The organism is Mesorhizobium mediterraneum, assembly GCF_002284565.1.
GTDB classification, from domain to species: Bacteria; Pseudomonadota; Alphaproteobacteria; order Rhizobiales; family Rhizobiaceae; genus Mesorhizobium; species Mesorhizobium mediterraneum.
Map to the genome: position 1 here is coordinate 330,001 of NZ_NPKI01000015.1, position 19,968 is coordinate 349,968.

Sequence of the window (19,968 nt, forward strand, 5' to 3'; positions counted from 1 at the left end):
CATGCTTTCGTCGGACGAAACCTATGCTTCCCTGACCGGCGCCTGGCGACTGATGCTCGGCAAGGCCGACGGGCTGCGCCTGCTCGACCTTTCGGCCGACGGTTTCTGGAATTCCTTCTTCGCCATCATCGTCGCGGCACCGGCGCTGATCGTCGGTTGGGTCGGCCTTGCCAACGAGATCGGCGATCCGGATGCATTCGCGGGGCGCTTCAGCATGCTGATCCGTCTGGCGACGGTCGACATTGGCGCCTGGGTACTGCCGCTTGTCGGCCTTGCCTTTATCGCGCCGCGTGCCGGCATTGGCGGGCGCTTCGTCCACTATGTCGTCGCCAGCAACTGGGCGTCGGCGATCATCGCCTGGATGATGCTGCCGTCGGCGTTGATCAGGCTTTTCCTGCCTTCCACCAACGAGTTCGCCCTACTGGCGTCGCTGCTTTTGTTTGCGCTGTCGATGGTCCTGACCTGGCGGATGACAAACATCGCCATCGGCAGGGGCGCAGCTGTCGGCACCGCCGTCTTCGCCGGCATGTTCGTGGCGTCGCTGGTCGTTCTGTTCGGCCTGCAGGCGCTGCTCGGCATCGGTGCGCCCGCTTAATCGACTTTCGGATAATCCACACCGACGAGAAAAAGTCCGTCGGGCGGCGCAACCTGGCCGCAGGCTGCACGGTCGCGCGCATCGAGCGCCGCCTTCAGGTCGGCAATTGTCCAGCCGCCTTCGCCGACGCGCTTCAGCGAGCCGACCATCGAGCGCACCTGATTGTGCAGGAACGAGCGCGCCGAGACTCGCACTTCGATCACGTCAGCCAGCCGACTGACATCCAGCCGATCAAGCGTCCGGATCGGGCTGTCGGCCTGGCATTGGGTCGAGCGGAACGTAGTGAAATCATGCCGCCCCAGCAGCACTTTTGCCGCCTCGTGCATGGCCTCGGCGTCGAGCCGCTTCGGCACCCACCAGATCTTGCCCTTGTCGAGCGCCGCCGGCGCGCGCCGGTTGACGATGCGGTAGAGATAGTGGCGGCCGATCGCCGAGAAACGCGCGTCGAAGCTATCAGGCACGACAGCCGCCTTGAGGACGGCGATGCGCGCCTTGGCCGCTTGCAGATGGGCATTGACCGCATCGCGCACCTTGTCATCAGGCCACGCCTTGACGAGATCGACATGCGCTACCTGGCCGGTCGCATGGACGCCGGCATCGGTGCGGCCTGCGCCGCGCAGCGAGACCTGCTCGCCGCAGAATTTCTCGATCGCCTGCTCGATCGCCTGCTGCACCGAAGGCTGGTCTGCCTGGCGCTGCCAGCCGGCATAGAGGCTGCCGTCATATTCGATGTCCAGGCGAAAACGCGGCATTCCTAAAGCAGGATGAGGTTAGGCGGCGAGCGCGGAGCCGAAGGCCGAAGCGTAGACCAGCTTGCCGGTCTCAGGCGCCTCGCCCCAGGCCAGCGCCTGCAGCGCGTCGCCCTGATATTCGCTCTCGAATTTTTCGGCGCGTGCGTGGCTGTAGCCGAAGCGGCCATAATAGGCGGGATCGCCAAGCACCACCGCCAGCACCTCGCCGGCGTCCTTGAGGCGGATATGCGCCTCGCGGACCAGCGCGCCGCCGATGCCGGTGCCATGGAATGACGGCTCGACGGCCAAAGGCGCCAGCGCCACCGCCGGGAAGCTCTTGCCGCCATTTTGCACGAAAAGCCTGGAAAACAGGATGTGGCCGACCACCTGCCCATCTTCGTCCGCCACCAGCTCGACGACGGCATCGCCGCCGGTGACCAGCGCGTCGACCAGTCCGGCCTCCGCCTGCTGGCCGAATGCGTGTTCCTCGACGAGGCGGATCGCCTCGCGGTCCCGCGGCGTCGCCGCGCGTATCGACATCATGCTCATGAGAATTTCGTTCCTTTTTCGAGCTTGGCCCCGCGCAGAAACTCTTGCGCGGCAATGGGCCTTCCGCCCGCACGTTGAACTTCGACCAGCCTGATGGCGCCTGACCCGCAGGCGACCGTCAGGCGGTCATCGAGAATTCCTCCCGACTCGCCGGCGCCTTGCGAAAGCGTCGAGCGAAGCAGTTTCAGCCGTTCCAGGCGGCCGCCGATTTCGGTCTCGCACCATGCGCCGGGAAAGGGCGACAGGCCGCGAATATGATCGTGGACTTCGCCAGCAGGCCGCGTCCAGTCCACGCGCGTCTCCGCTTTATCGATCTTTTTGGCGTAGGTCACCCCCACCGTCGCCTGCGTGGTAAATGTCAGGGCATCCCGTTCCAGCCGTGCCAGCGCTTCCGCCATCAGCGCGGCACCAATGAGCATCAACCGATCGTGCAGGTCGCCGGCCGTCATATCGGGGCCGATGGCGCATTTTTCAATCATCGCCACCGGACCGGTGTCCAGACCTTCCTCCATCCGCATCACCATCATGCCTGTCTCGGTATCGCCGGCCATGACGGCGCGTTGAACAGGTGCAGCGCCGCGCCAGCGTGGCAGCAACGACGCATGACCATTGAGGCAGCCGAGCCGCGGCGCCTCGAGAATGGGTTTGGGCAACAGCAATCCATAGGCGACGACCACGGCGACATCGGCCCGCAAGGCGCGGAACGCCTGCTGCTCGGCTTCGCTCTTCAGCGACACCGGCGTTCGCACCTCGATGCCCAGCCGCTCTGCCTCGCGCTGCACCGGCGACGGTGTCAGTTCCAGCCCGCGGCGACCGGCGGCGCGCGGCGGCTGGGTGTAGACGGCCACTATCTCATGCCCGGCTTCCGCGATCGCCCGCAGCGTCGGCACCGAGAATTCGGGCGTGCCCATGAAAACGACGCGCAGGGGCATTTTTGAGCCCTATCCCACCAACTTGCCGGGCGCCTTGCTGCCCGGCGCTTTATCCCTGGCGAGCTTCTTGAACTTCTTCACCACCATGTCGCGCTTCAGCTTCGAGATGTGGTCGATGAACAGAACGCCGTTGAGATGATCTATCTCATGCTGCAGGCAGGTCGCCATCAGCCCTTCGGCCTCGATCTCCTGCAGCTTGCCGTCGCGATCGAGATATTTCACACGCACGGCGGCGGGGCGCTCGACCTCGGCATAGTAATCCGGGATCGACAGGCAACCCTCCTCGTAGACCGAGCGCTGATCGGCGCTGTCGAGAACCTCGGGGTTGATGAAGACATGCGGCGCCGGCGTCTCGTCTTCCTTGGCGAGGTCGATCACCAGCATGCGCAACGGTTCGCCGACCTGGATCGCCGCCAGGCCGATGCCCGGCGCATCGTACATGGTCTCCAGCATGTCGTCGGCGAGTTTGCGCAAGGCGCCGTCGACGCGCTCGATCGGTTTCGAAACCTGGCGCAGAACGGGATCGGGAAGGATGATGAGAGGCTTGATCGACATGGCGTCTCACCTAAGACGTCGCACGGAAAGCGTCAACCGGGGCAATTGAAGCGCCGTTCACGTTTTGATCTGTGCCGTCAGGGAGAATCATCTATGCTGTCCATATGAACGACCTGACATCAATCCTGTCCGAACCAATCGCCCGGCTCGGCGCCACCACGATCACGCTCGGCCACGCATCGGCATTCGGCGCGATCCTGTTTCTGGGCCTGTTCGTGGCGCTGGTCGTCGCGCTGTGGCGGTCGGCCAAGGCGCGTGCAGTGGCGGCTGCGGAAGCCGCCGACCACGCCCGCGACGCCGAGGCGCGGATGGCCGGCATCCTGCAAAGCCAGGCCGAGATGCAGGGCCGCATGGGCGCCATCGCCGAAGTGTTCGGGGCGCGGCAGGCCGAACTCACACAGTCGATCGGCCAACGCCTCGACGCGATGACCGGCCGCCTCGGCCAGACCATGACCGAGCAGACGAAATCGACGCATGAGAGCCTTGCCAAGCTGCAGGAACGGCTGGCGGTCATCGATATCGCGCAGGGCAACATCCAGTCGCTGGCCGGCCAGGTCGTTCAGCTTCAGGCGATCCTCTCCAACAAGCAGACGCGCGGCGCCTTCGGCCAGTCGCGCATGGAGGCGATCGTCGCCGACGGCCTGCCGCACGGCGCCTACGAATTCCAGGCGACCTTGTCGAACGGCAGCCGGCCCGACTGCCTGGTGAAGATGCCGAACGGCGCGCCGGCTCTTGCCATAGACGCCAAGTTTCCGCTGGAAGCCTGGAACGCCATCCGTGCCGCCGAAGGTGTCGATTTGCAGAAGGTCGCCGCACAAGCGTTTCGACGCGACATCGAGGTGCATGTCCGCGATATATCAGAAAAATACCTGATCCAGGGCGAGACGCAGGACACCGCTTTCATGTTCGTGCCGTCGGAATCGGTGTTTGCCGAGATCCACGAGAATTTCGAGGGGATTGTCCACAAGGCGCACCGCGCCCGCATCGTCATCGTCTCGCCGTCGCTGCTGATGTTGTCGATCCAGGTCATCCAGGCGATCCTCAAGGACGCCCGCATGCGCGAGCAGGCGCATCTGATTCAGGGCGAGGTGATCCGGCTGATGGAGGATGTCTCGCGCCTCGACGAGCGGGTGCGCAAGCTGCAGAGCCATTTCGGCCAGTCGGCCAAGGATATCGACGACATCCTCGTCTCGACGTCGAAGGTGACCAAGCGCGGCCAGAAGATCGAGGCGCTGGAGTTCGGCGCGCAGCCGACGGAGGGCGACGCCGGATCGGCCGAGACCACACACGGCGCGAAGGTCGAAGCGGGTGCGCGCGTCGCCGACTCCAAGACTGGTCAGCTGAGACTTAGGGTCGTCGAAGGCGACGACTGAGAGGCTACTGCTCCTCGACGATCGTCGTGCCTTCGAAGTCCGGCAGCCAGTGCAGCGCCGAGCGATGCCACAACTGCCGTCTCGGCACCAGTTCATCGCGCTGACGCGCCGTGCCTACCCTGATGCCGTAGACTTTCGGTCCGTCACCGACCGACGTGGCATAGAGATGCGAACCGCACTCGCCGCAAAAAGCCTGGGCGCGCCTGGCGCCGCTCGACCCGGTCTTGATGTAGATCTTCGGCGTGCCCCTGGTGATCCGGTAATGATCCTCCGACGCCGGCACGGTCACCCGAAACGCCGTTCCAGTCAGTTGCTGGCAATCGATGCAGTGGCAGATATTGGTCTTTTCCGGATCGACTTCGGCCTCGTACGTGATAGCGCCGCAATGGCACCCGCCGTCGATTTTCATCTTCATTCCTCCCAAAATCCGTTCGGCAATGCTTGAGCGACGTGCGCCCGTTTGGACACATAGTATGGTGTAATGCTTTGAACCTACACATCATGCTTTCCGAAATCGACTCCGACATTCGAGTCGATGCGGCAGCGCGGCAGGCGAACCTTGCAACGGCAGGCCTCTAGTCCGGCGCTTGTCCCGACGCGGCCTGTATGGCCTTGAGCCGGCGGGCTCAGGTTCCGCTGGTCTGCGGCTTGACGAACAGTCGCGTGACCTCGGGCATCTCGGTCTTCAGCCGTGCCTCGATGTGTTCGACGCAGGTCTCGATCTCGGGCGCCGACAAATGGTCCTCGTTGGCAACCGGCTCGGGCGCCATCGGTCGGACTTTGAGCATTCCTTCTCCAAGCGTGAGAACAGTCCGCAGTTGGCCGGGCGCGCCAGTATGCGAAATCCGCTGTGAAGGTGGGGCTTAGCCACAACCGCTCAAGGTCGGTCCGTCGTTGCAGGGCTGGCGTGTTTTCATCGAGCCAAGACTGACGCTAGGTACCGTGCCGGGAATGAGATATAGTTCAGATACTAGTGACTGCCGGGCGCTGGCACAATGGCTGGACTGGGTGAACAGATTGCGCGTCAGCAGCGCACCATGGGACCGCTCCTGGTGGCGGCAGTGGTCATCGGCCTTATAGGCCTGCCCGTCGCAGCCTGGCTCGACCTCCGAGACCTATCGGAACGGATGCTGCGCACGCAAGCCAGCGAAATCAGCCGGATCATCGACGAAATGCGCGGATTTTACGGCAGCGACGTCGTGGGGCGCGTGCTGCAAGCAGACGACGCCGTGACCGCGACGCACAACTACCGGGACGTGCCAGGCGCGATCCCTATTCCAGCAACCCTCTCGATCGAACTCGGCAAGCGCATCAGCGCTCACGACGGGTCCGTCAAATATCGGTTCGTCTCCGATCTACCTTTTAAAGGTCGCGACCCCCACCAGCTCGATCTATTCGAGCGGAATGCAATCTTTGCTTTGCGTGCCAACCCGAGGGAGCCGATCATCGAAGTCTCGGGTTCGCTGTTTGACCGGCACGTCCGCGCCGCGGCCCCCGTTGTAATGGGACAAGTCTGCGTGACCTGCCATAACTCACACCCGGACAGCCCCAAGACGGACTGGAAGGTAGGGGATGTCCGAGGGATCCAGGAGATATCAGTCAATCAGCCTATCGCTGCGAACGTCCTCGCCTTCAAGTATCTGCTCCTATATTTCGGCTTCGCGGCGGCGGCGGGCCTGACGTTCATTCTCCTGCAGCGTCGGCAGTCCGCCTTGGTTCAGGGCATCAACAAGGAGCTTTCCGAGGCAAACGACTTCCTGGCCGCGATTTCATTGAAGATCGCCAAATACCTCTCGCCTCAAATTTACAAAAGCATCTTCAGCGGCCAGAAGGACGTCACCATCGCGACCGAGCGCAAGAAGCTCACGATCTTTTTCTCCGACGTCAAGGATTTCACCGCGATCGTGGAACGGCTCCAGCCCGAGGACCTGACGGTTCTCCTCAACGAGTACTTCACCGAGATGTCGAGGATCGCGCTCAAACACGGCGCCACCGTCGACAAGTTCATCGGCGACGCGCTTCTTGTGTTCTTCGGAGACCCGGAGACGCAAGGCATCGAGGAAGACGCGAGAGCCTGCTTGCGCATGGCTGTCGACATGCAGCGTCGGCTGGAGCAGTTGAACAGGGTGTGGCGTGACCGCGGAGTTGAACGGCCCTTCCGAGCTCGCATGGGCATCAACACGGGCTATTGCAATGTTGGGAACTTCGGTTCCGATGATCGGATGGACTACACGATCATCGGAGCCGAAGCGAACTTGGCGGCCCGTCTGCAGTCGATTGCCGAGCCCGGCGGCATCTGCCTCAGCTATGAGACTTACGCGCTCGTTCGCGACCTTGTCCGGGCGCGTCCGTTAGCACCGATTGCCATGAAGGGGATCAGCCGGGAGGTTGTCCCCTACGAAGTCGAGGGCCTCCTGGGTGAACTGGCCCAGCGCCCTCAGGTCATCAGCGAGCACGCGACTGGCCTCGACTTGTTCCTCGATGTTGAGGCAATCGACGAGAACGGGGTCGACCGGGCGAAGAAACGACTTTCGGAGGCGCTCCTGGCCTTAACCATCCGAAGCAAGCCCGCCGCTTTTTAGGTTCTCTAGAAACTGTCCCACTGTCAGGGCACCTCTATGCCCAGCATCATCTCGCCGAGTGCTGCTCCTCCAAACTCAAGCAGTTCCGCTGGGTCGCAACCCGCTCGAGAAAACCGCCCGCAATTACCGCCGTTGTCACTCTCGCGGCTATTGTCTTGTGGTTGCGGTAACTGTCCACACGGCCTAATCGACGATCTCGTTCGTCCAGACCTTGAAACCGGCCAGCGTGCCCGGCCCGAAAATATGAGTCAGCGGCACATCGGCTGCGTCGCGGCCGGAGGCGATCAGGATGCGGCCTATGCGCGGCGCATTGTTGCGCGGATCGAAGGCATGCCAGCGGCCGCCGAGATAGACCTCCATCCAGGCAGCGAAATCCATGTCCGACCACGGTTTCGGCAGGCCGATGTCGCTGATGTAGCCGGTGCAATAGCGGGTCGGGATGTTCAGGGCGCGGCAGAAGGCGACGGCGAGATGGGCAAAATCGCGGCAGACGCCGCTTTGCTCACGATATGCCTCGGCTGCCGTGCGCGTCGGCCGCGCATTGCCGTAATTGAAGATGATGTGGTTGTGGACGAAGTCGCAGACCGCCTGAACCCGTGGAATGCCGAGCGGTGTGTGGCCGAACAGCCGCCATGCCTCGCTCGCCAGCACGTCGCTCTCGCAATAGCGGCTGGGCAGCAGGAACAGCAATGTTTCCGACGGCAGGTCGCGCACCTCGTGCTGCCACGCCACCAGCTCGCCCAACTCGAAGGTTCCCGGGTCGCGGATCACGGCGTCCGTGCCGAAGGTGAAGCGACCGGGCGGGGCGACAAGACGGTTGCACCAATTGCCGAAACTGTCGCGGTAGCTCTCGATCGGCACCGGTGGGTTCGAGGTCAGGAAATCCGGCCGTTCGAGATCGGACGCCCGGGAATAGTGGACGTTGAGCATCGCGATCAGCGGCGCTTCCTGCGGAAAGTCGAAGCTCATCTCGCAGCCGATGTGGATTCGCATTGTCGTCCTGACCGGCCTGCCGGATCAACACCCGGCGAAGGCACGGGCTGTTGCTGCAGTGCAAAAAGACCATCGCACGGACCAACGCGGTTTACGAGCGAATTAGAAACCGCTTGACGGCCGCCGGCCGGCACAGGCGCCAGATTATGCCTCTTGCGGTCGGGCGTTTCTCTTGGTTCATTTCGCTTGCCACAATCGGAGGACGAATCATGGCTAAAGGTGCGATGAAGGCGGGCAAAGAAGCCCGCAAGCCGAAGAAGGACGCGAAGAAACCCGCCGCTGCCCCGACCCTGAAGGCGCCGCCTGTCAAGGCGACCAAACTCAAGGACAGGTAAGTCTCGGCGTTTCGGCGCATGGCCATGACCGGCGGCATTTCAGGACCAATCGACAGTCAGCGATTGGTCCTGAAATGCCGCCGGCGCTACTGTTGATTGGGCACCCGAAATTTCTATATCAATGCAGCGAAGACGACTTCGCGCTTTCCGAAAAGACCGGGACGACCCGCAATTCAATGGAGCGTTCCGATGTCGTGGATTCTTCTCTTCTTCGCTGGCCTGTTCGAGATCGGCTGGGCGATCGGCCTCAAATACACCGATGGGTTTTCGAAACCGCTGCCGACGGTCCTGACGGTTGTCTCGATGGTCGTCAGTCTCGCCTTGCTCGGACTGGCGCTGAAGACGCTGCCGGTCGGCACAGCCTATGCGGTGTGGACCGGCATCGGCACAGTCGGCACGGCGCTGCTTGGCATCTGGCTGCTCGGCGAGCCTGCGACGGCGATCAGGCTGGCCTGCATCGCGCTCATCGTCTGCGGCATCATGGGGCTGAAGCTCGCGGCCTAGTTTGGCTGCAAGATTGCAACACAAACGCCTTCAGGGCCGCTGCAAGGCGGCCCTGAATTTGCTTGGTGCAATCGCGCTGTAGGAGCGCTAGCGAGCCGAAAAGCCCGGGGGCGTCCTGCCGGTGCGCTGCTTGCGCGCCGCATAGCGCGCGTCGCGCTTAGCCTTGCGCTCGGCCTCGTCGGCGAGCAAACGAGCGATGCGCTCGTTCTCTTCGGCTTCCCGGATCTTCGCTTCCGCCTGCGCCGCTTCTTCGGCAGCGATACGCGCTGCTTCGGCAGCCGCTTCGCGCTCGGCCTTCTCGGCCGCTTCGCGCGCCAGCTTTTCCTGCTTCAGCCTGGCCTTTTCGGCCTCGCGTATCGCACGAGCTTCGAGGATTGCCTTGCGTTCGGCCTGTCGTGCCAGCACTGCTGGATCGTCTGCTGCCGGCTTTGCCTTGAAGCGCTCGAGAAGCGCCTTCTTTGCCTCGTTTGCGGCATTGCGCCGCTCGAAAACGTCTTTTTCCCTATAGATAGCCAAGTCCACTTCCCTGGAGTCAATTTGCGAGGCTTACATACGCGTGAAAACCCAGAGTTCAAGCGCCAAAACGGTATGCCAGCCATGAAATTCTGAGCTGTTGCAGTCGGGAGACGCCTTTTCGGCTGAATTCGACTGAAACGGACATGCACCGTTCACCATCCGCCCCTCTGGCGGCGCGGCGGACTGGTCGCTACCTGTAGCGCGAAAAACAAAACGCCAGGATGACACATGATGGAACTCGGTCTCTATACCTTCGCCGACGTCAGCCCGGAACCGGGTCCCGGTGCCATTGGCGCGCATGAGCGGCTGCGCAACCTGATCGAGGAGATCGAGCTGGCCGACCAGGTCGGCCTCGACGTGTTTGGGCTGGGCGAGCATCACCGTCCCGATTATGTCGCTTCAGCGCCGGTCGTGGCCCTGGCCGCGGCGGCCGAACGCACCAGGCGCATAAAGCTGACCAGCGCGGTCACCGTGCTTTCCTCCGACGATCCGGTTCGCGTCTTCCAGCAGTTTGCGACACTCGACCTTCTCTCCGGTGGCCGCGCCGAGATCATGGCCGGGCGCGGCTCGTTCATCGAATCCTTTCCACTGTTCGGCTACAATCTCGAAGACTATGACGAGCTCTTCGCCGAAAAGCTCGACCTGCTGCTTGCCATCCGCGATCATGTCAAGGTGACCTGGTCAGGCAGGCTGCGCGCTCCGATCAATGATCGCGGCGTCTATCCCCGCCCCTTCCAGGACAAATTGCCGATCTGGATCGCGATCGGCGGCACGCCGCAATCCGCCGCGCGGGCCGGCGCGCTCGGCCTGCCGCTGGCGCTGGCCATCATCGGCGGCGAGCCGGCGCGGTTCGCGCCGCTGTTCGATATCTACAGGGAGGCGGCCAAGCGGGCCGGCAACGATCCGGCTGATCTCGCCACCAGCCTCAACGTCCACGGCTTCATCGCTGAGACCACCGACCAGGCAGCCGACGATTTTTATGGGCCGCAGGCCGAGGTGATGAACCGCATCGGCCGCGAGCGTGGCTGGGGTCCAACGTCAAGGGCGCATTTCGACCAATCGCGTGGCCCGAACGGCGCGCTGTTCGTCGGCAATCCCGAACAGGTGGCCGAAAAGATCGTTGCCCAACATAGGATATTCGGCAACGACCGCTTCCTGCTGCAAATGGCGATCGGCACCATGGCGCATGCCAAGACCATGAAGGCGATCGAGCTCTACGGCACCAAGGTCGCGCCGATCGTGCGCAAGGAAACGGCGAAGGCCATCCCTGCCGTGGCCGCGCCGGCCGCCTGATTCATCGGCCCTGATTCACTGGCAAGGGCGCAGTACGGCCTTGCCATCAACGCCGGCTAACGCATCGGCCCGAAAATCGGAATCGATTTTCGGAAAGCACGATGCGTAGATTCAAAGTGTTAGAGCGTGCTTTGTGCGTCCAAGTGGACGCACAAAGCTCTAACGGAACTTTGAAGCCGCAAAGGCGTTTCCGCCAACAGCGTACACCAATCGCGGTGTGCCGCCGAGGGCCAGAATGAAAGCCGACCCCGCCGCTTTGGGCGCAGGCGCTGCCGAAAGCCCGGATCCGCGCGTCGAGGCGCGCGCGGACACGCATCTGATGCGTTCGCTGCTCGTCGGGATCTTCATCCTTATGGCGATCTACGCGCTCTCCTTCGCTCGTGCCTTCTTCATGCCGGTCATTCTGGCTTTCCTGCTGGCGCTGACACTGACGCCGATCGTCCGCTTCCTGCGCAAACACGGCATGCCCGATGTTATGTCGGCGACACTGCTGGTGGTGCTGTCGGTCAGCGTCCTCGCCGTGACCGGCTATCTGCTCAGCGGCCCGGTCATCGACCTCATCAACAACACCTCGGTGATTGGCCAGCAATTGACCGAACGGCTCGCGCAACTGCGACGTCCTTTCGAGAGGATCATGGAGATTTCGCGGCAGATAGAGGGACTGACGCAGACATCCCAGGAGCCGGGCGTTCAGAGGGTTGCCATGGCGCAATCCGGCCTTCTCCCGCAAGCCGCCAGCAATTTGCTGTCGGCGGGCACCAGCCTCATCATCGTCTTCGTCCTGTCGCTGTTCCTGCTCGCCTCCGGCACGATGTTCTATGAGAAGATCGTCGAATCCTTCCCTAGTCTCAGCGAAAAGAAGCGGGCACTGCGCGTCGTCTATGACGTCGAACGTGAAATCTCGCACTACCTGCTCACCGTCGCCGTCATCAATACATGCCTGGGGTTGGTCATCGGACTCGGCCTCTGGGCACTCGGCGTGCCCAACCCGCAGGTCTGGGGCGCGGCAGCGGCTCTGCTCAATTTCCTGCCCTATATCGGGGCGCTGATTACAATCACGCTTGTCACGATCATCTCGCTGATCAGCTTCGACAGCATCTCCTACGCACTGCTGGCGCCGGCCTTCGTGCTGTTGTGCGATACCGTCGAGGGCCAGTTCGTGACGCCGACGGTGGTTGGCCGCCGCCTCGAGATCAATGCGGTGGCGATCCTCATCGCTATTGCCTTCTGGTCCTGGCTGTGGGGTTTCGTCGGCGCGCTGATGGCGGTGCCGCTGCTGGTCGTCATCAAGGTGTTCTGCGATCATTTCGACAGCCTCAGCCATGTCGGCAATTTCCTGGCGGCGCAGCATACTGCGGTGGTTGAGGAAGAACTCATCGAGGAGACGAACAGCGCTGCAGCGCAAACCGGCGCGCGGCGTTTGCGGCGCCCGGATTGAATGCCTATATCGAGCTGGTCAAAGCCTGGCTCCCTTCCATGACCGATATCTCCTTCGACATCGACGCCTATTTCGCCCGCATCGGATACACCGGCTTGAGAGATGCTTCGCTGGAAACGCTGGAGTCGCTCCATCTCTTACACCCGCAGGCGATCCCGTTCGAAAATCTCGATCCGTTTCTAGGCCACCCGGTTCGTCTCGATCTCGCCTCGCTGCAGGAAAAGATCGTCGCTCGGGGTCGCGGCGGCTATTGCTTCGAGCACAATCTCATTTTCATGCATGTGCTGAAGGCGCTTGGCTTCGCCGTCAGCGGCCTTGCCGCACGCGTTCTTTGGGGCCAGCCCGATGATGCCATAACCGCCCGGAGCCATATGTTGCTGCGCGTCGAACTCGACGGCCGAACCTACATTGCCGATGTCGGCTTCGGCGGACTGACACTGACAGCGCCGCTCCTGCTTCGACCGGGTCTCGAGCAAAAGACCCCACATGAGACATTCCGCATGGTTGAGACAGGCGATCATTTTCGGCTGCAGGCCAATGTCGGCGGCGACTGGCGGACAGTTTACCGCTTCGACATGCAGCAGAACTATGAGGTCGACTATTCGGTCAGCAACCATTTCCTGTCGACCCACCCAACCTCGCACTTCCTTTCCTCCGTAATCGCCGCACGAGCCTTGCCGGGCCGCCGTTATGCGCTCCGCAACAACCGGCTGTCGACGCATCATCTCGGCGGCCGTACCGAGCAGATGGAGATAGCGACAGCCGCCGAACTCGCCGACGTGCTGGAAGGCCCGCTCGAAATCGCCATTCCCGACCGTGCAGCCTTCGAGGCCATGGCGCGACAGAAGAAAATCCTGGAGGCTTAAGTCGCCATGACCGCCTGTCGCCAATCATCGAAGGCAGCAACGCTTCGCAATCACTCGCCAATTCGCTCGACCTTGCCCGTCATGCTGAGCGGCTGGGATACAAGCGCTACTGGCTGGGCGAGCATCACAACATGCCGGGCATCGCCAGCGCCGCCACCTCCGTCGTCATTGCTCATGTCGCCGGTACCAGGACGATACGCGTCGGCGGCGCGCATGATCCGGGAACCGGGATAAGTTCCGGGAGGACCTCGAATTCAAAATGCCAGAGCGTCCTTTGCACCTGCCTGGACGCGCGGCGTCTGTTCAATTTTTTGAATTTGCGGCCGTGGCGGTCGCTTCCTACATCCCTCCCGTCCACAGGATCCCCGCCATGACCGCTCTTTCCGTTCTCGACCTGTCGCCGATCGTCGAAGGCAGCAACGCTTCGCAATCGCTCGCCAATTCGCTCGATCTCGCCCGCCATGCCGAGCGGCTGGGATACAAGCGCTACTGGCTGGCCGAGCATCACAACATGCCGGGCATCGCCAGCGCCGCCACCTCCGTCGTCATTGCCCATGTCGCCGGCGGCACCAGGACGATACGCGTCGGCGCCGGCGGCATCATGCTGCCAAACCATTCGCCGCTGGTCATCGCCGAGCAGTTCGGCACGCTTAACGCATTGCATCCAGGGCGCATCGACCTCGGCCTCGGCCGGGCGCCGGGCACCGACATGGGCACGGCGCGCGCGCTACGCCGCAACCTCGAGGCTGGCGCCGATAGTTTCCCGCAGGATGTCGTCGAGCTGATGGGCTATTTCCAGCCGGCCGAGGACGGTCAGCGTATCCGCGCCGTGCCCGGCGAGGGCGAGCAGGTGCCGATCTGGATCCTGGGCTCAAGCCTCTATGGCGCGCAGCTCGCCGCCATGCTCGGCCTGCCCTACGCCTTCGCGTCGCATTTCGCACCGGCCGAGCTCGACCACGCGCTGGAAGTCTACCGCTCGCGCTTCCAGCCGTCGGAACAGCTCGACAAGCCCTATGTGATGCTCGGTCTCAATGTGTTCGCTGCACCCTCCGACACCGAGGCGCGGCTGTTGTTCACCTCGCTGCAGCAGGCCTTCGTCAATCTGCGCACCGGCCGGCCCGGCCGATTGCCGCCGCCGGTCGAGGGATATGAGCGCGACCTCGACGCAATGGCCAAAACAATGCTTGGCCAGGCGCTGTCCTGCGCCGTCGTCGGCGCCCCGGAAACGGTCAGGCAAGGCATAGAAGCGTTTGTCCGCCGCACCGGCGCCGACGAGCTGATGGTCACCGCGCAGATTTTCGACCACGCAGCGCGGGTGCGATCCTTCGAGATCCTGGCCGAAGTCCACAAATCGCTGTCACAAGCGGCCTGACGGTCTTTTTTATTTGATGCATGTCGTTATCCCAAAACCGCTGCACACTTTTGGGCGACATGCATCAGGCGCTGACGCTTTGTGCGATGGCGCCCAAGGGCGGCCCAAGTGGCCGGCATGAATTGCGGATCATCAGGCGTCCCTTGAGCGCCAGCTTGCGCGGCGGCGCGTCCCTATTTCCGGCGAGCCGGTCGAGCAGCAGATTGGCCGCCTGCTCGCCGATTGCCTGCACCGGCTGGGCGACCGTGGTCAGTTGCGGCTGGAACACGTCCGACCATGGGAAATCGTCGAAGCAGGCAACCGAAATATCCTCCGGGCAGGACAGCCCGATGTCGCGGATCGCCTTCATGGTGCCGATCACCATCGGATTGTTGGCCGAGAAGATCGCGCTCGGGCGGTCGTGCAGCGAAAGCAGCTGCATCGTCGCGTTGTAGCCGTCGACTTCATGGAAATTGCCGAAGCGGATAAGCTCGTTCTCGACCGGCAGGCCGGCAGCCTGGAGGGCCTCGCGATATCCCGTCATGCGGTCATGCATGGGCGAGATGTCGAACGATCCTGAGATGTAGCCGATCCGCCGGTGGCCGAGATCGATCAGATAGGTGATGGCGTCGAACACCGCGCGCTGGTTGTCGAGGACGACGGTGTCGGTATCGACGCCTTCGCAGACACGGTCGAGCAGCACCACCGGCACGTTGGCGTCATCGACAATTCTCTTCAGGATCGCGCCGTCGCCGACGCGCGCGACGATCAGCCCGTCGACCATCCGGTCGAGCAGCAGCCTGATCTGGTCGTCCTGCGTGTTGAGATCCTCGTCCGTGCAGCACAGCATGACCGCGTAGCCGGCGCGGTCGAATGCCTGCTGGATGACCGACACGACATCGGTGAAGAACGGATTGGTAATATGGGGAACGGTAAGCCCGATGGTGCGGGTCGTCCCCATTTTCAGGCTGCGGGCGATCGCGTTGCGCTTATAGCCGATGTCGCGGATCGCCTGTTCGATGCGCTGGCTGAGTTCGGGACTGACAGTCGCGGTGCCATTGATCAGCGCTGAGACGGTGGCGACCGAAACACGCGCCACTTGAGCCACGTGCAGCATGGTCGGGGCCGTGGACTTCCGCTGCTTTTTTCGCCCTGACGCCATCATTTTCGAAACGTTTCACCGCCTTCTGGCTGCAATATCTACGGAATCTTGCGGTTCCGCGCAAGAATTGAAATTCGTTCACCGGCCTCACCAGATATCAGCTTGACACGATCGAAACGTTTAGATTAGCGTTTGAGACGTTCGACGACGGCGGAAGGGAGGCCGTTCTGTCATGGAGCATGGCAATTCCATCACGTCCGGAGATGATGCGGCTGCGGCCGGCCGCTCGGCCGTGGTTTTGAGCGCCGAGCACATCTCCAAGACGTTTGGTGGCATCGCCGCCCTTGTCGATGTCGGCTTCGACCTGCGGTGCGGCGAAGTCCATGCGCTGATGGGGGAAAACGGCGCCGGCAAGTCGACGCTGATGAAAATCCTTTCCGGCGTCTACACGGATTACGACGGAACGGTGAATATCGATGCCCATCCGGTCCGTTTCGCCGGCGTCCGCGACGCCGAGCACGCCGGCATCGCCATCATCCACCAGGAACTCAATCTCGTCCCCGAGCTCAGCGTTGCCGACAACATTTTCCTAGGGCGCGAAAAGCTGATCGCCGGACTTATCGTCGACCGCAAGGCAAGCAGCCACGCCGCCGGCGCGCTGCTGCAGAGGCTCGGCATCGAGCTCAACCCGGAGGCGCGGGTCGGCAGCTTGCGCGTCGGCGAGCAGCAGCTGGTCGAGATCGCCAAGGCGCTGTCGATGTCGGCGCGCATCCTGATCATGGACGAGCCGACATCAGCGCTTTCGCCGGCCGAATGCCAAAGGCTGTTCCGGATCATCCGCCAGCTCGCCGACAGCGGCGTGGCGATCGTCTACATCTCGCACCGCATCGACGAGGTCATGCATCTGGCCAGCCGGGTCACCGTGTTTCGCGATGGACGCCACGTGCTGACCGAGGCGATGGCAAGGCTCGACGAAGACACCATCATTTCGGCGATGGTCGGGCGAAGCCTGCTTGCCTCTTCCCAGGAGGAGCGCGGCCCCAGCGGCAAGGTCGTCCTCGCCGTAAGTGGCTTGTCACTGTCGAAACCCGACCGCCACGGCTGGCGGACCGCGCTTGACGGCGTCGGCTTCGATCTTGCCGAAGGCGAAATTCTGGGGATAGGCGGGCTGCTGGGCTCGGGACGCACCGAAATCCTGGAGACCATCTTCGGTTCCAGCGGCGGACGCGCCGGCGGCGAAATCCGGCTCGACGGCATGCCGGTGGAAATCCGTTCGCCGCGCGACGCCCGCCGGCTCGGCATCGCCCTGGTGACAGAGGACCGCAAGACGCAAGGCCTGCATCTTCAGGCGTCGATCACCGACAATGTCGCGCTGCCGCTGGTCGGCGCGCTGGCGCGGTTCGGCCTTCGCTCTCTAGCCGGCGAGCAAGGCCTAGCGCGGCACGCCGTCAAGGCGCTCGGCATTCGCTGCGGGACCATCGAGCAGCCGGCCGGCACGCTGTCCGGCGGCAACCAGCAGAAGGTCGTCATCGGCAAGTGGCTGGCGACGCGGCCGCGGGTGCTGTTGCTGGACGAGCCGACACGCGGCATCGATGTCGGCGCCAAGCGCGAGATCTACGATCTCATCTTCAAGCTGGCGCGAGACGGGCTCGCCATCGCCGTCATCAGCTCGGAATTGCCGGAGCTGCTGCATCTTTCCGACCGCATCCTGGTCATGGCCGATGGTCGCCAGACGGGGATCCTCTCGCGCGCGCAAGCCAGCGAGGAGGCCATCATGCGGCTTGCGGCGCCGCGCCGGACCATGACGAGGCCTGCCGCATGAGCATCTTGAACATCCTGTCCCGGACGAAGCTCTATTGGGGCCTGATCGCCATCTTCCTGATCGGCGTGCTGGGCTCGCCGATCAGCTCCAAGGGCAACAACATCTTCCTGTCCTACGGCAATCTGCTCGATGTGCTGCGCCAGGTGTCGATCACCGGCCTGATCGCCACCGGCATGACAGCGGTGATCATCACCGGCGGCATCGATCTTTCCGTCGGCTCGCTGATGGCGATCTGCACCGTGGTCTGCGCCATGCTGCTGACGGTTCCGGGTGTCACGCCGGCGGTGGTGCTGGGGGTGCCGACAGTTGCCGTGATCGCCCTTTGCCTCGGCATCCTGGTCACCCGTTTCATCTTCCTGAACATCGAAAAATCCCGCGCCGGCTCGCAAGCCACGCACGACATCAGGCTGGATAGCGTTCGTGGGCTGGTCACGCCCGGCATTGTCGGGGTGGTCCTCTGCAGTCTCGTGCTGTGGTTCCTGCTGCCGCAGGCAGGCTCAAAATTCGGCGTGCTCGGCGTGTTGCTGGTGGCGCCTTGCGTCGGGCTGCTGTTCGGCGCGCTCAACGGCTTCATCATCGTTGCCGGGCGGCTGCAGCCTTTCATCGTCACGCTGGCGATGATGGTGACGGCGCTCGGCATCGCCCGGCTGACTGCCGGGCAGAACAATGCGGTGCTGCCGGTCTACACCGGCTCGAACGCCACCGCGGATTTCGAAATCCTGCGCTCGCTGGTCTTCGGCGTGATCCCGATGCCGGGCCTGTTCTTCCTCGGAGCGATCCTGATCTACGGTGCCGTGCTGCGCTTCACGCCGTTCGGCCGCTATGTCTATGCCATCGGCGGCAATGAAGAGGCGGCGCGGCTGTCCGGCATCGCCGCCGGCCGCGTCAAGATCGCCACCTACGCGGTATCAGGGCTGCTGGCCGGCGTGGCGGCAGTGCTTTACGTTGCGCAATACAGGCAAGGCAAGCCGGATGCCGGTGCCGGACTTGAGCTCGATGCCATCGCCGCAGTGGTCATCGGCGGCACCAGCCTGATGGGCGGACGCGGCAGCCTCATCGGCACATTCTGTGGCGTGCTGATCTTCGGACTGCTCTCGAACATCCTGCAATTGCACAACATCAATTCGAACCTTCAACTCGTGCTGAAGGGGATGATCATCATCGGCACCGTGCTCGTGCAGGAGCGCAATGCCTTTGATCTTCTCTTCTATCTGCGCCTGCCTGGTGGAAAAGCGGCGCACAAGGAAACGACCGCAGCAAAGCGGCCGTCAAAAGAGACCCCGTCTCTAAATCTTGGAGGAAACAAGAAATGAAACGACGTGACATGTTGAAGCTTGCCGCCGTCACCGCGGCACTGCTGACCACGACCGCCCTTTTGACCAGCGGCAACGCCTACGCGCAGGACAAGAAGTGGAAGATCGGCTTCTCGCAGGTGACGACCATCGAGCCGTGGCGCGCCCAGTTCAACAAGGACATCCTGGCCGAGGCCGCCAAACATCCGGAAGTCGAGCTGATCGTCACCGACGGCGAGGACAAAACCGAAAAGCAGGTCGCCGATGTCGAGAACCTGATCCGTCAGGAAGTCGACGCGCTGCTGGTGTCACCGAAGGAATCCGCCGGCTTGACCGGCGTCGTGCAGCAGGCGATCGATGCCAAGATCCCGGTCTTCGTGCTCGACCGCAATGTCGAAACCAAGGACTACACGCAGTTCGTCGGCGGCGACAACAAGCTGATCGGCCGGGCTGCCGGTGAGTACGCCGTCGAGCTGCTCGGCGGCAAGGGCAAGGCATCAGGCAATGTCGTCGAGATCTGGGGCGGCATGGGCACCCAGCCAGCACATGACCGCCATGACGGCTTCCATGAATTCACCGACAAGGAGCCGGGCATCAAGTACCTACTCGACCAGCAGTCGGGCGACTGGAAACAGGATCAGGCCTACAACATCATGGCCACGGCGCTGCGCAACAACGAGAAGATCGACCTCGTCTACGGTCACAACGACCCGATGGCGTACGGCGCCTATCTTGCCGCCAAGGATGCCGGACGCGAGAAGGACATCAAGTTCATCGGCATCGACGGCCTGCCCAATGAAGGCGTGACGCTGGTCAACAATGGCGAGCTGACGGCGACCTTCACCTATGTGACGCCCGGCGCCGAGGGACTGCGGCAGGCGATCAAGTTCCTGAACGGCGAAAAGGTCGAAAAGACCATCACCTTGCCGACGGAGAAGATCACCAAGGAAAATGCCGCCCAGGTCCTGAAGGACAACGGCCTCTGAGGCACCGGAGACAGTGACCTGAGGGACATAGCATAGCTCTGCCCCTCAACCGCCTGCCGGCACCTTCTCCCGTATAGCGACGGGGAGAAGGAACTGGCCGCGGCGCCCGGCACCCTTTTTGCAACGCTGTTGATTGGCGAAACCGTCGATGAC

General features: G+C 62.9%; 20 protein-coding genes and 3 pseudogenes. 14 read left to right on the plus strand and 9 right to left on the minus strand.

Translation table 11 applies throughout. The annotated features are described in order from the left end of the window. Position 1 precedes the first annotated feature (1 nt). Complete coding sequence (locus CIT25_RS10975) at positions 2-595, plus strand: transporter (RefSeq protein WP_095484554.1); 594 nt, start codon at positions 2-4, stop codon at positions 593-595. Here the strand turns inward: CIT25_RS10975 and truA are convergent. From truA to def, 4 genes are read right to left on the minus strand one after another with little or no spacing between them, the layout of a single operon-like run. Then, positions 592-1,347 (minus strand): tRNA pseudouridine(38-40) synthase TruA, encoded by a 756-nt coding sequence (gene truA / locus CIT25_RS10980; RefSeq protein ID WP_095484555.1) that lies wholly within the window; start codon positions 1,345-1,347, stop codon positions 592-594. The two genes, CIT25_RS10975 and truA, sit on opposite strands and share 4 nt — an antisense overlap. An 18-nt stretch (positions 1,348-1,365) precedes the next feature. Next, on the minus strand, positions 1,366-1,875 hold the full coding sequence (locus CIT25_RS10985; protein ID WP_095484556.1) for a GNAT family N-acetyltransferase: 510 nt from the start codon (positions 1,873-1,875) through the stop codon (positions 1,366-1,368). Continuing rightward, the gene (gene fmt, locus CIT25_RS10990) at positions 1,872-2,807 is read right to left on the minus strand and encodes a methionyl-tRNA formyltransferase (protein ID WP_095484557.1); all 936 of its coding nucleotides are present in this window, start codon (positions 2,805-2,807) and stop codon (positions 1,872-1,874) included. Before fmt ends, CIT25_RS10985 begins: the two co-directional genes overlap by 4 nt. A 9-nt stretch (positions 2,808-2,816) precedes the next feature. Beyond that, a complete protein-coding gene (def, locus tag CIT25_RS10995; RefSeq protein WP_095484558.1) occupies positions 2,817-3,362 on the minus strand; it encodes a peptide deformylase in 546 nt (181 codons plus the stop codon). 104 nt (positions 3,363-3,466) lie between these two features. Here def and CIT25_RS11000 point away from each other — a divergent pair, with 104 nt between their 5' ends. After that, positions 3,467-4,735, plus strand: a complete 1,269-nt coding sequence (locus tag CIT25_RS11000; protein ID WP_095484559.1) for a DNA recombination protein RmuC — start codon at positions 3,467-3,469, stop codon at positions 4,733-4,735. A 4-nt stretch (positions 4,736-4,739) separates the two neighbouring features. Here CIT25_RS11000 and CIT25_RS11005 read toward each other — a convergent pair whose 3' ends face one another. Together CIT25_RS11005 and CIT25_RS11010 are read right to left on the minus strand one after the other, a co-directional pair. Further along, positions 4,740-5,144, minus strand: a complete 405-nt coding sequence (locus CIT25_RS11005) for a GFA family protein (RefSeq protein WP_095485074.1) — start codon at positions 5,142-5,144, stop codon at positions 4,740-4,742. A 217-nt stretch (positions 5,145-5,361) separates the two neighbouring features. Then, positions 5,362-5,484: pseudogene (locus CIT25_RS11010) on the minus strand (cation diffusion facilitator family transporter); the annotation flags it as partial. 246 nt (positions 5,485-5,730) lie between these two features. Here CIT25_RS11010 and CIT25_RS11015 point away from each other — a divergent pair. Together CIT25_RS11015 and CIT25_RS36825 are read left to right on the plus strand one after the other, a co-directional pair. After that, positions 5,731-7,317, plus strand: coding sequence for an adenylate/guanylate cyclase domain-containing protein (locus tag CIT25_RS11015; protein ID WP_095484560.1), 1,587 nt, complete (start codon positions 5,731-5,733; stop codon positions 7,315-7,317). 17 nt (positions 7,318-7,334) lie between these two features. Then, a pseudogene (locus CIT25_RS36825) lies at positions 7,335-7,487 on the plus strand (IS5/IS1182 family transposase); the annotation flags it as partial. Positions 7,488-7,500: 13 nt separating this feature from the next. Here CIT25_RS36825 and CIT25_RS11025 read toward each other — a convergent pair. Continuing rightward, positions 7,501-8,310: a transglutaminase-like domain-containing protein gene (locus tag CIT25_RS11025; RefSeq protein ID WP_095484561.1), complete on the minus strand. Its 810-nt coding sequence runs from the start codon at positions 8,308-8,310 to the stop codon at positions 7,501-7,503. Positions 8,311-8,519: 209 nt separating this feature from the next. On the opposite strand from CIT25_RS11025, the gene CIT25_RS38095 reads away from it, so the two are divergent. Together CIT25_RS38095 and sugE are read left to right on the plus strand one after the other, a co-directional pair. Continuing rightward, positions 8,520-8,645, plus strand: a complete 126-nt coding sequence (locus tag CIT25_RS38095; protein WP_082982715.1) for a hypothetical protein — start codon at positions 8,520-8,522, stop codon at positions 8,643-8,645. 189 nt (positions 8,646-8,834) lie between these two features. After that, positions 8,835-9,149 (plus strand): quaternary ammonium compound efflux SMR transporter SugE, encoded by a 315-nt coding sequence (gene sugE / locus CIT25_RS11035; protein WP_095484562.1) that lies wholly within the window; start codon positions 8,835-8,837, stop codon positions 9,147-9,149. An 87-nt stretch (positions 9,150-9,236) separates the two neighbouring features. Here the strand turns inward: sugE and CIT25_RS11040 are convergent, their stop codons facing one another. Next, entirely contained in the window at positions 9,237-9,665 is a 429-nt protein-coding gene (locus tag CIT25_RS11040; protein WP_023801556.1) for a DUF6481 family protein, read from the minus strand. A 231-nt stretch (positions 9,666-9,896) separates the two neighbouring features. On the opposite strand from CIT25_RS11040, the gene CIT25_RS11045 reads away from it, so the two are divergent. The 5 genes and pseudogenes from CIT25_RS11045 (at position 9,897) to CIT25_RS11065 (ending at position 14,634) form a co-directional block, all read left to right on the plus strand. Beyond that, the gene (locus CIT25_RS11045; RefSeq protein WP_095485075.1) at positions 9,897-10,958 is read left to right on the plus strand and encodes an LLM class flavin-dependent oxidoreductase; all 1,062 of its coding nucleotides are present in this window, start codon (positions 9,897-9,899) and stop codon (positions 10,956-10,958) included. A 235-nt stretch (positions 10,959-11,193) separates the two neighbouring features. After that, on the plus strand, positions 11,194-12,396 hold the full coding sequence (locus CIT25_RS11050; protein ID WP_095484563.1) for an AI-2E family transporter: 1,203 nt from the start codon (positions 11,194-11,196) through the stop codon (positions 12,394-12,396). 38 nt (positions 12,397-12,434) lie between these two features. Then, positions 12,435-13,262, plus strand: coding sequence for an arylamine N-acetyltransferase family protein (locus CIT25_RS11055; protein WP_095485076.1), 828 nt, complete (start codon positions 12,435-12,437; stop codon positions 13,260-13,262). A 14-nt stretch (positions 13,263-13,276) separates the two neighbouring features. Next, a pseudogene (locus tag CIT25_RS11060) lies at positions 13,277-13,468 on the plus strand (LLM class flavin-dependent oxidoreductase); the annotation flags it as partial. 164 nt (positions 13,469-13,632) lie between these two features. After that, a complete protein-coding gene (locus tag CIT25_RS11065; RefSeq protein WP_095484564.1) occupies positions 13,633-14,634 on the plus strand; it encodes an LLM class flavin-dependent oxidoreductase in 1,002 nt (333 codons plus the stop codon). 64 nt (positions 14,635-14,698) lie between these two features. Here CIT25_RS11065 and CIT25_RS11070 read toward each other — a convergent pair whose 3' ends face one another. Further along, a complete protein-coding gene (locus CIT25_RS11070) occupies positions 14,699-15,730 on the minus strand; it encodes a LacI family DNA-binding transcriptional regulator (protein WP_095485077.1) in 1,032 nt (343 codons plus the stop codon). Between the two features lie 217 nt (positions 15,731-15,947). On the opposite strand from CIT25_RS11070, the gene CIT25_RS11075 reads away from it, so the two are divergent. Genes CIT25_RS11075 through CIT25_RS11085 form a run of 3 tightly spaced genes read left to right on the plus strand, consistent with a single transcriptional unit; the run spans position 15,948 to position 19,815 of the window. Then, complete coding sequence (locus CIT25_RS11075) at positions 15,948-17,537, plus strand: sugar ABC transporter ATP-binding protein (protein WP_164759102.1); 1,590 nt, start codon at positions 15,948-15,950, stop codon at positions 17,535-17,537. Further along, positions 17,534-18,850, plus strand: a complete 1,317-nt coding sequence (locus tag CIT25_RS11080) for an ABC transporter permease (protein ID WP_095484565.1) — start codon at positions 17,534-17,536, stop codon at positions 18,848-18,850. Before CIT25_RS11075 ends, CIT25_RS11080 begins: the two co-directional genes overlap by 4 nt. Further along, the gene (locus CIT25_RS11085; RefSeq protein WP_095484566.1) at positions 18,847-19,815 is read left to right on the plus strand and encodes a substrate-binding domain-containing protein; all 969 of its coding nucleotides are present in this window, start codon (positions 18,847-18,849) and stop codon (positions 19,813-19,815) included. Before CIT25_RS11080 ends, CIT25_RS11085 begins: the two co-directional genes overlap by 4 nt. Positions 19,816-19,968 lie beyond the last annotated feature (153 nt).

What these genes read in the sequence shown, in the direction of transcription:
- CIT25_RS11080 (WP_095484565.1), top strand. Translation starts at nt 17,534, where the DNA reads ATGAGCATCTTGAACATCCTGTCCCGGACGAAGCTCTATTGGGGCCTG.
- CIT25_RS11070 (WP_095485077.1), bottom strand. Translation starts at nt 15,730, where the DNA reads ATGCTGCACGTGGCTCAAGTGGCGCGTGTTTCGGTCGCCACCGTCTCA.
- CIT25_RS38095 (WP_082982715.1), top strand. Translation starts at nt 8,520, where the DNA reads ATGGCTAAAGGTGCGATGAAGGCGGGCAAAGAAGCCCGCAAGCCGAAG.
- sugE (WP_095484562.1), top strand. Translation starts at nt 8,835, where the DNA reads ATGTCGTGGATTCTTCTCTTCTTCGCTGGCCTGTTCGAGATCGGCTGG.
- CIT25_RS11005 (WP_095485074.1), bottom strand. Translation starts at nt 5,144, where the DNA reads ATGAAAATCGACGGCGGGTGCCATTGCGGCGCTATCACGTACGAGGCC.
- CIT25_RS11075 (WP_164759102.1), top strand. Translation starts at nt 15,948, where the DNA reads ATGGAGCATGGCAATTCCATCACGTCCGGAGATGATGCGGCTGCGGCC.
- CIT25_RS11045 (WP_095485075.1), top strand. Translation starts at nt 9,897, where the DNA reads ATGGAACTCGGTCTCTATACCTTCGCCGACGTCAGCCCGGAACCGGGT.
- def (WP_095484558.1), bottom strand. Translation starts at nt 3,362, where the DNA reads ATGTCGATCAAGCCTCTCATCATCCTTCCCGATCCCGTTCTGCGCCAG.
- CIT25_RS11085 (WP_095484566.1), top strand. Translation starts at nt 18,847, where the DNA reads ATGAAACGACGTGACATGTTGAAGCTTGCCGCCGTCACCGCGGCACTG.
- fmt (WP_095484557.1), bottom strand. Translation starts at nt 2,807, where the DNA reads ATGCCCCTGCGCGTCGTTTTCATGGGCACGCCCGAATTCTCGGTGCCG.
- truA (WP_095484555.1), bottom strand. Translation starts at nt 1,347, where the DNA reads ATGCCGCGTTTTCGCCTGGACATCGAATATGACGGCAGCCTCTATGCC.
- CIT25_RS11025 (WP_095484561.1), bottom strand. Translation starts at nt 8,310, where the DNA reads ATGCGAATCCACATCGGCTGCGAGATGAGCTTCGACTTTCCGCAGGAA.
- CIT25_RS11050 (WP_095484563.1), top strand. Translation starts at nt 11,194, where the DNA reads ATGAAAGCCGACCCCGCCGCTTTGGGCGCAGGCGCTGCCGAAAGCCCG.
- CIT25_RS11055 (WP_095485076.1), top strand. Translation starts at nt 12,435, where the DNA reads ATGACCGATATCTCCTTCGACATCGACGCCTATTTCGCCCGCATCGGA.
- CIT25_RS11015 (WP_095484560.1), top strand. Translation starts at nt 5,731, where the DNA reads ATGGCTGGACTGGGTGAACAGATTGCGCGTCAGCAGCGCACCATGGGA.
- CIT25_RS10975 (WP_095484554.1), top strand. Translation starts at nt 2, where the DNA reads ATGCTTTCGTCGGACGAAACCTATGCTTCCCTGACCGGCGCCTGGCGA.
- CIT25_RS11065 (WP_095484564.1), top strand. Translation starts at nt 13,633, where the DNA reads ATGACCGCTCTTTCCGTTCTCGACCTGTCGCCGATCGTCGAAGGCAGC.
- CIT25_RS10985 (WP_095484556.1), bottom strand. Translation starts at nt 1,875, where the DNA reads ATGAGCATGATGTCGATACGCGCGGCGACGCCGCGGGACCGCGAGGCG.
- CIT25_RS11000 (WP_095484559.1), top strand. Translation starts at nt 3,467, where the DNA reads ATGAACGACCTGACATCAATCCTGTCCGAACCAATCGCCCGGCTCGGC.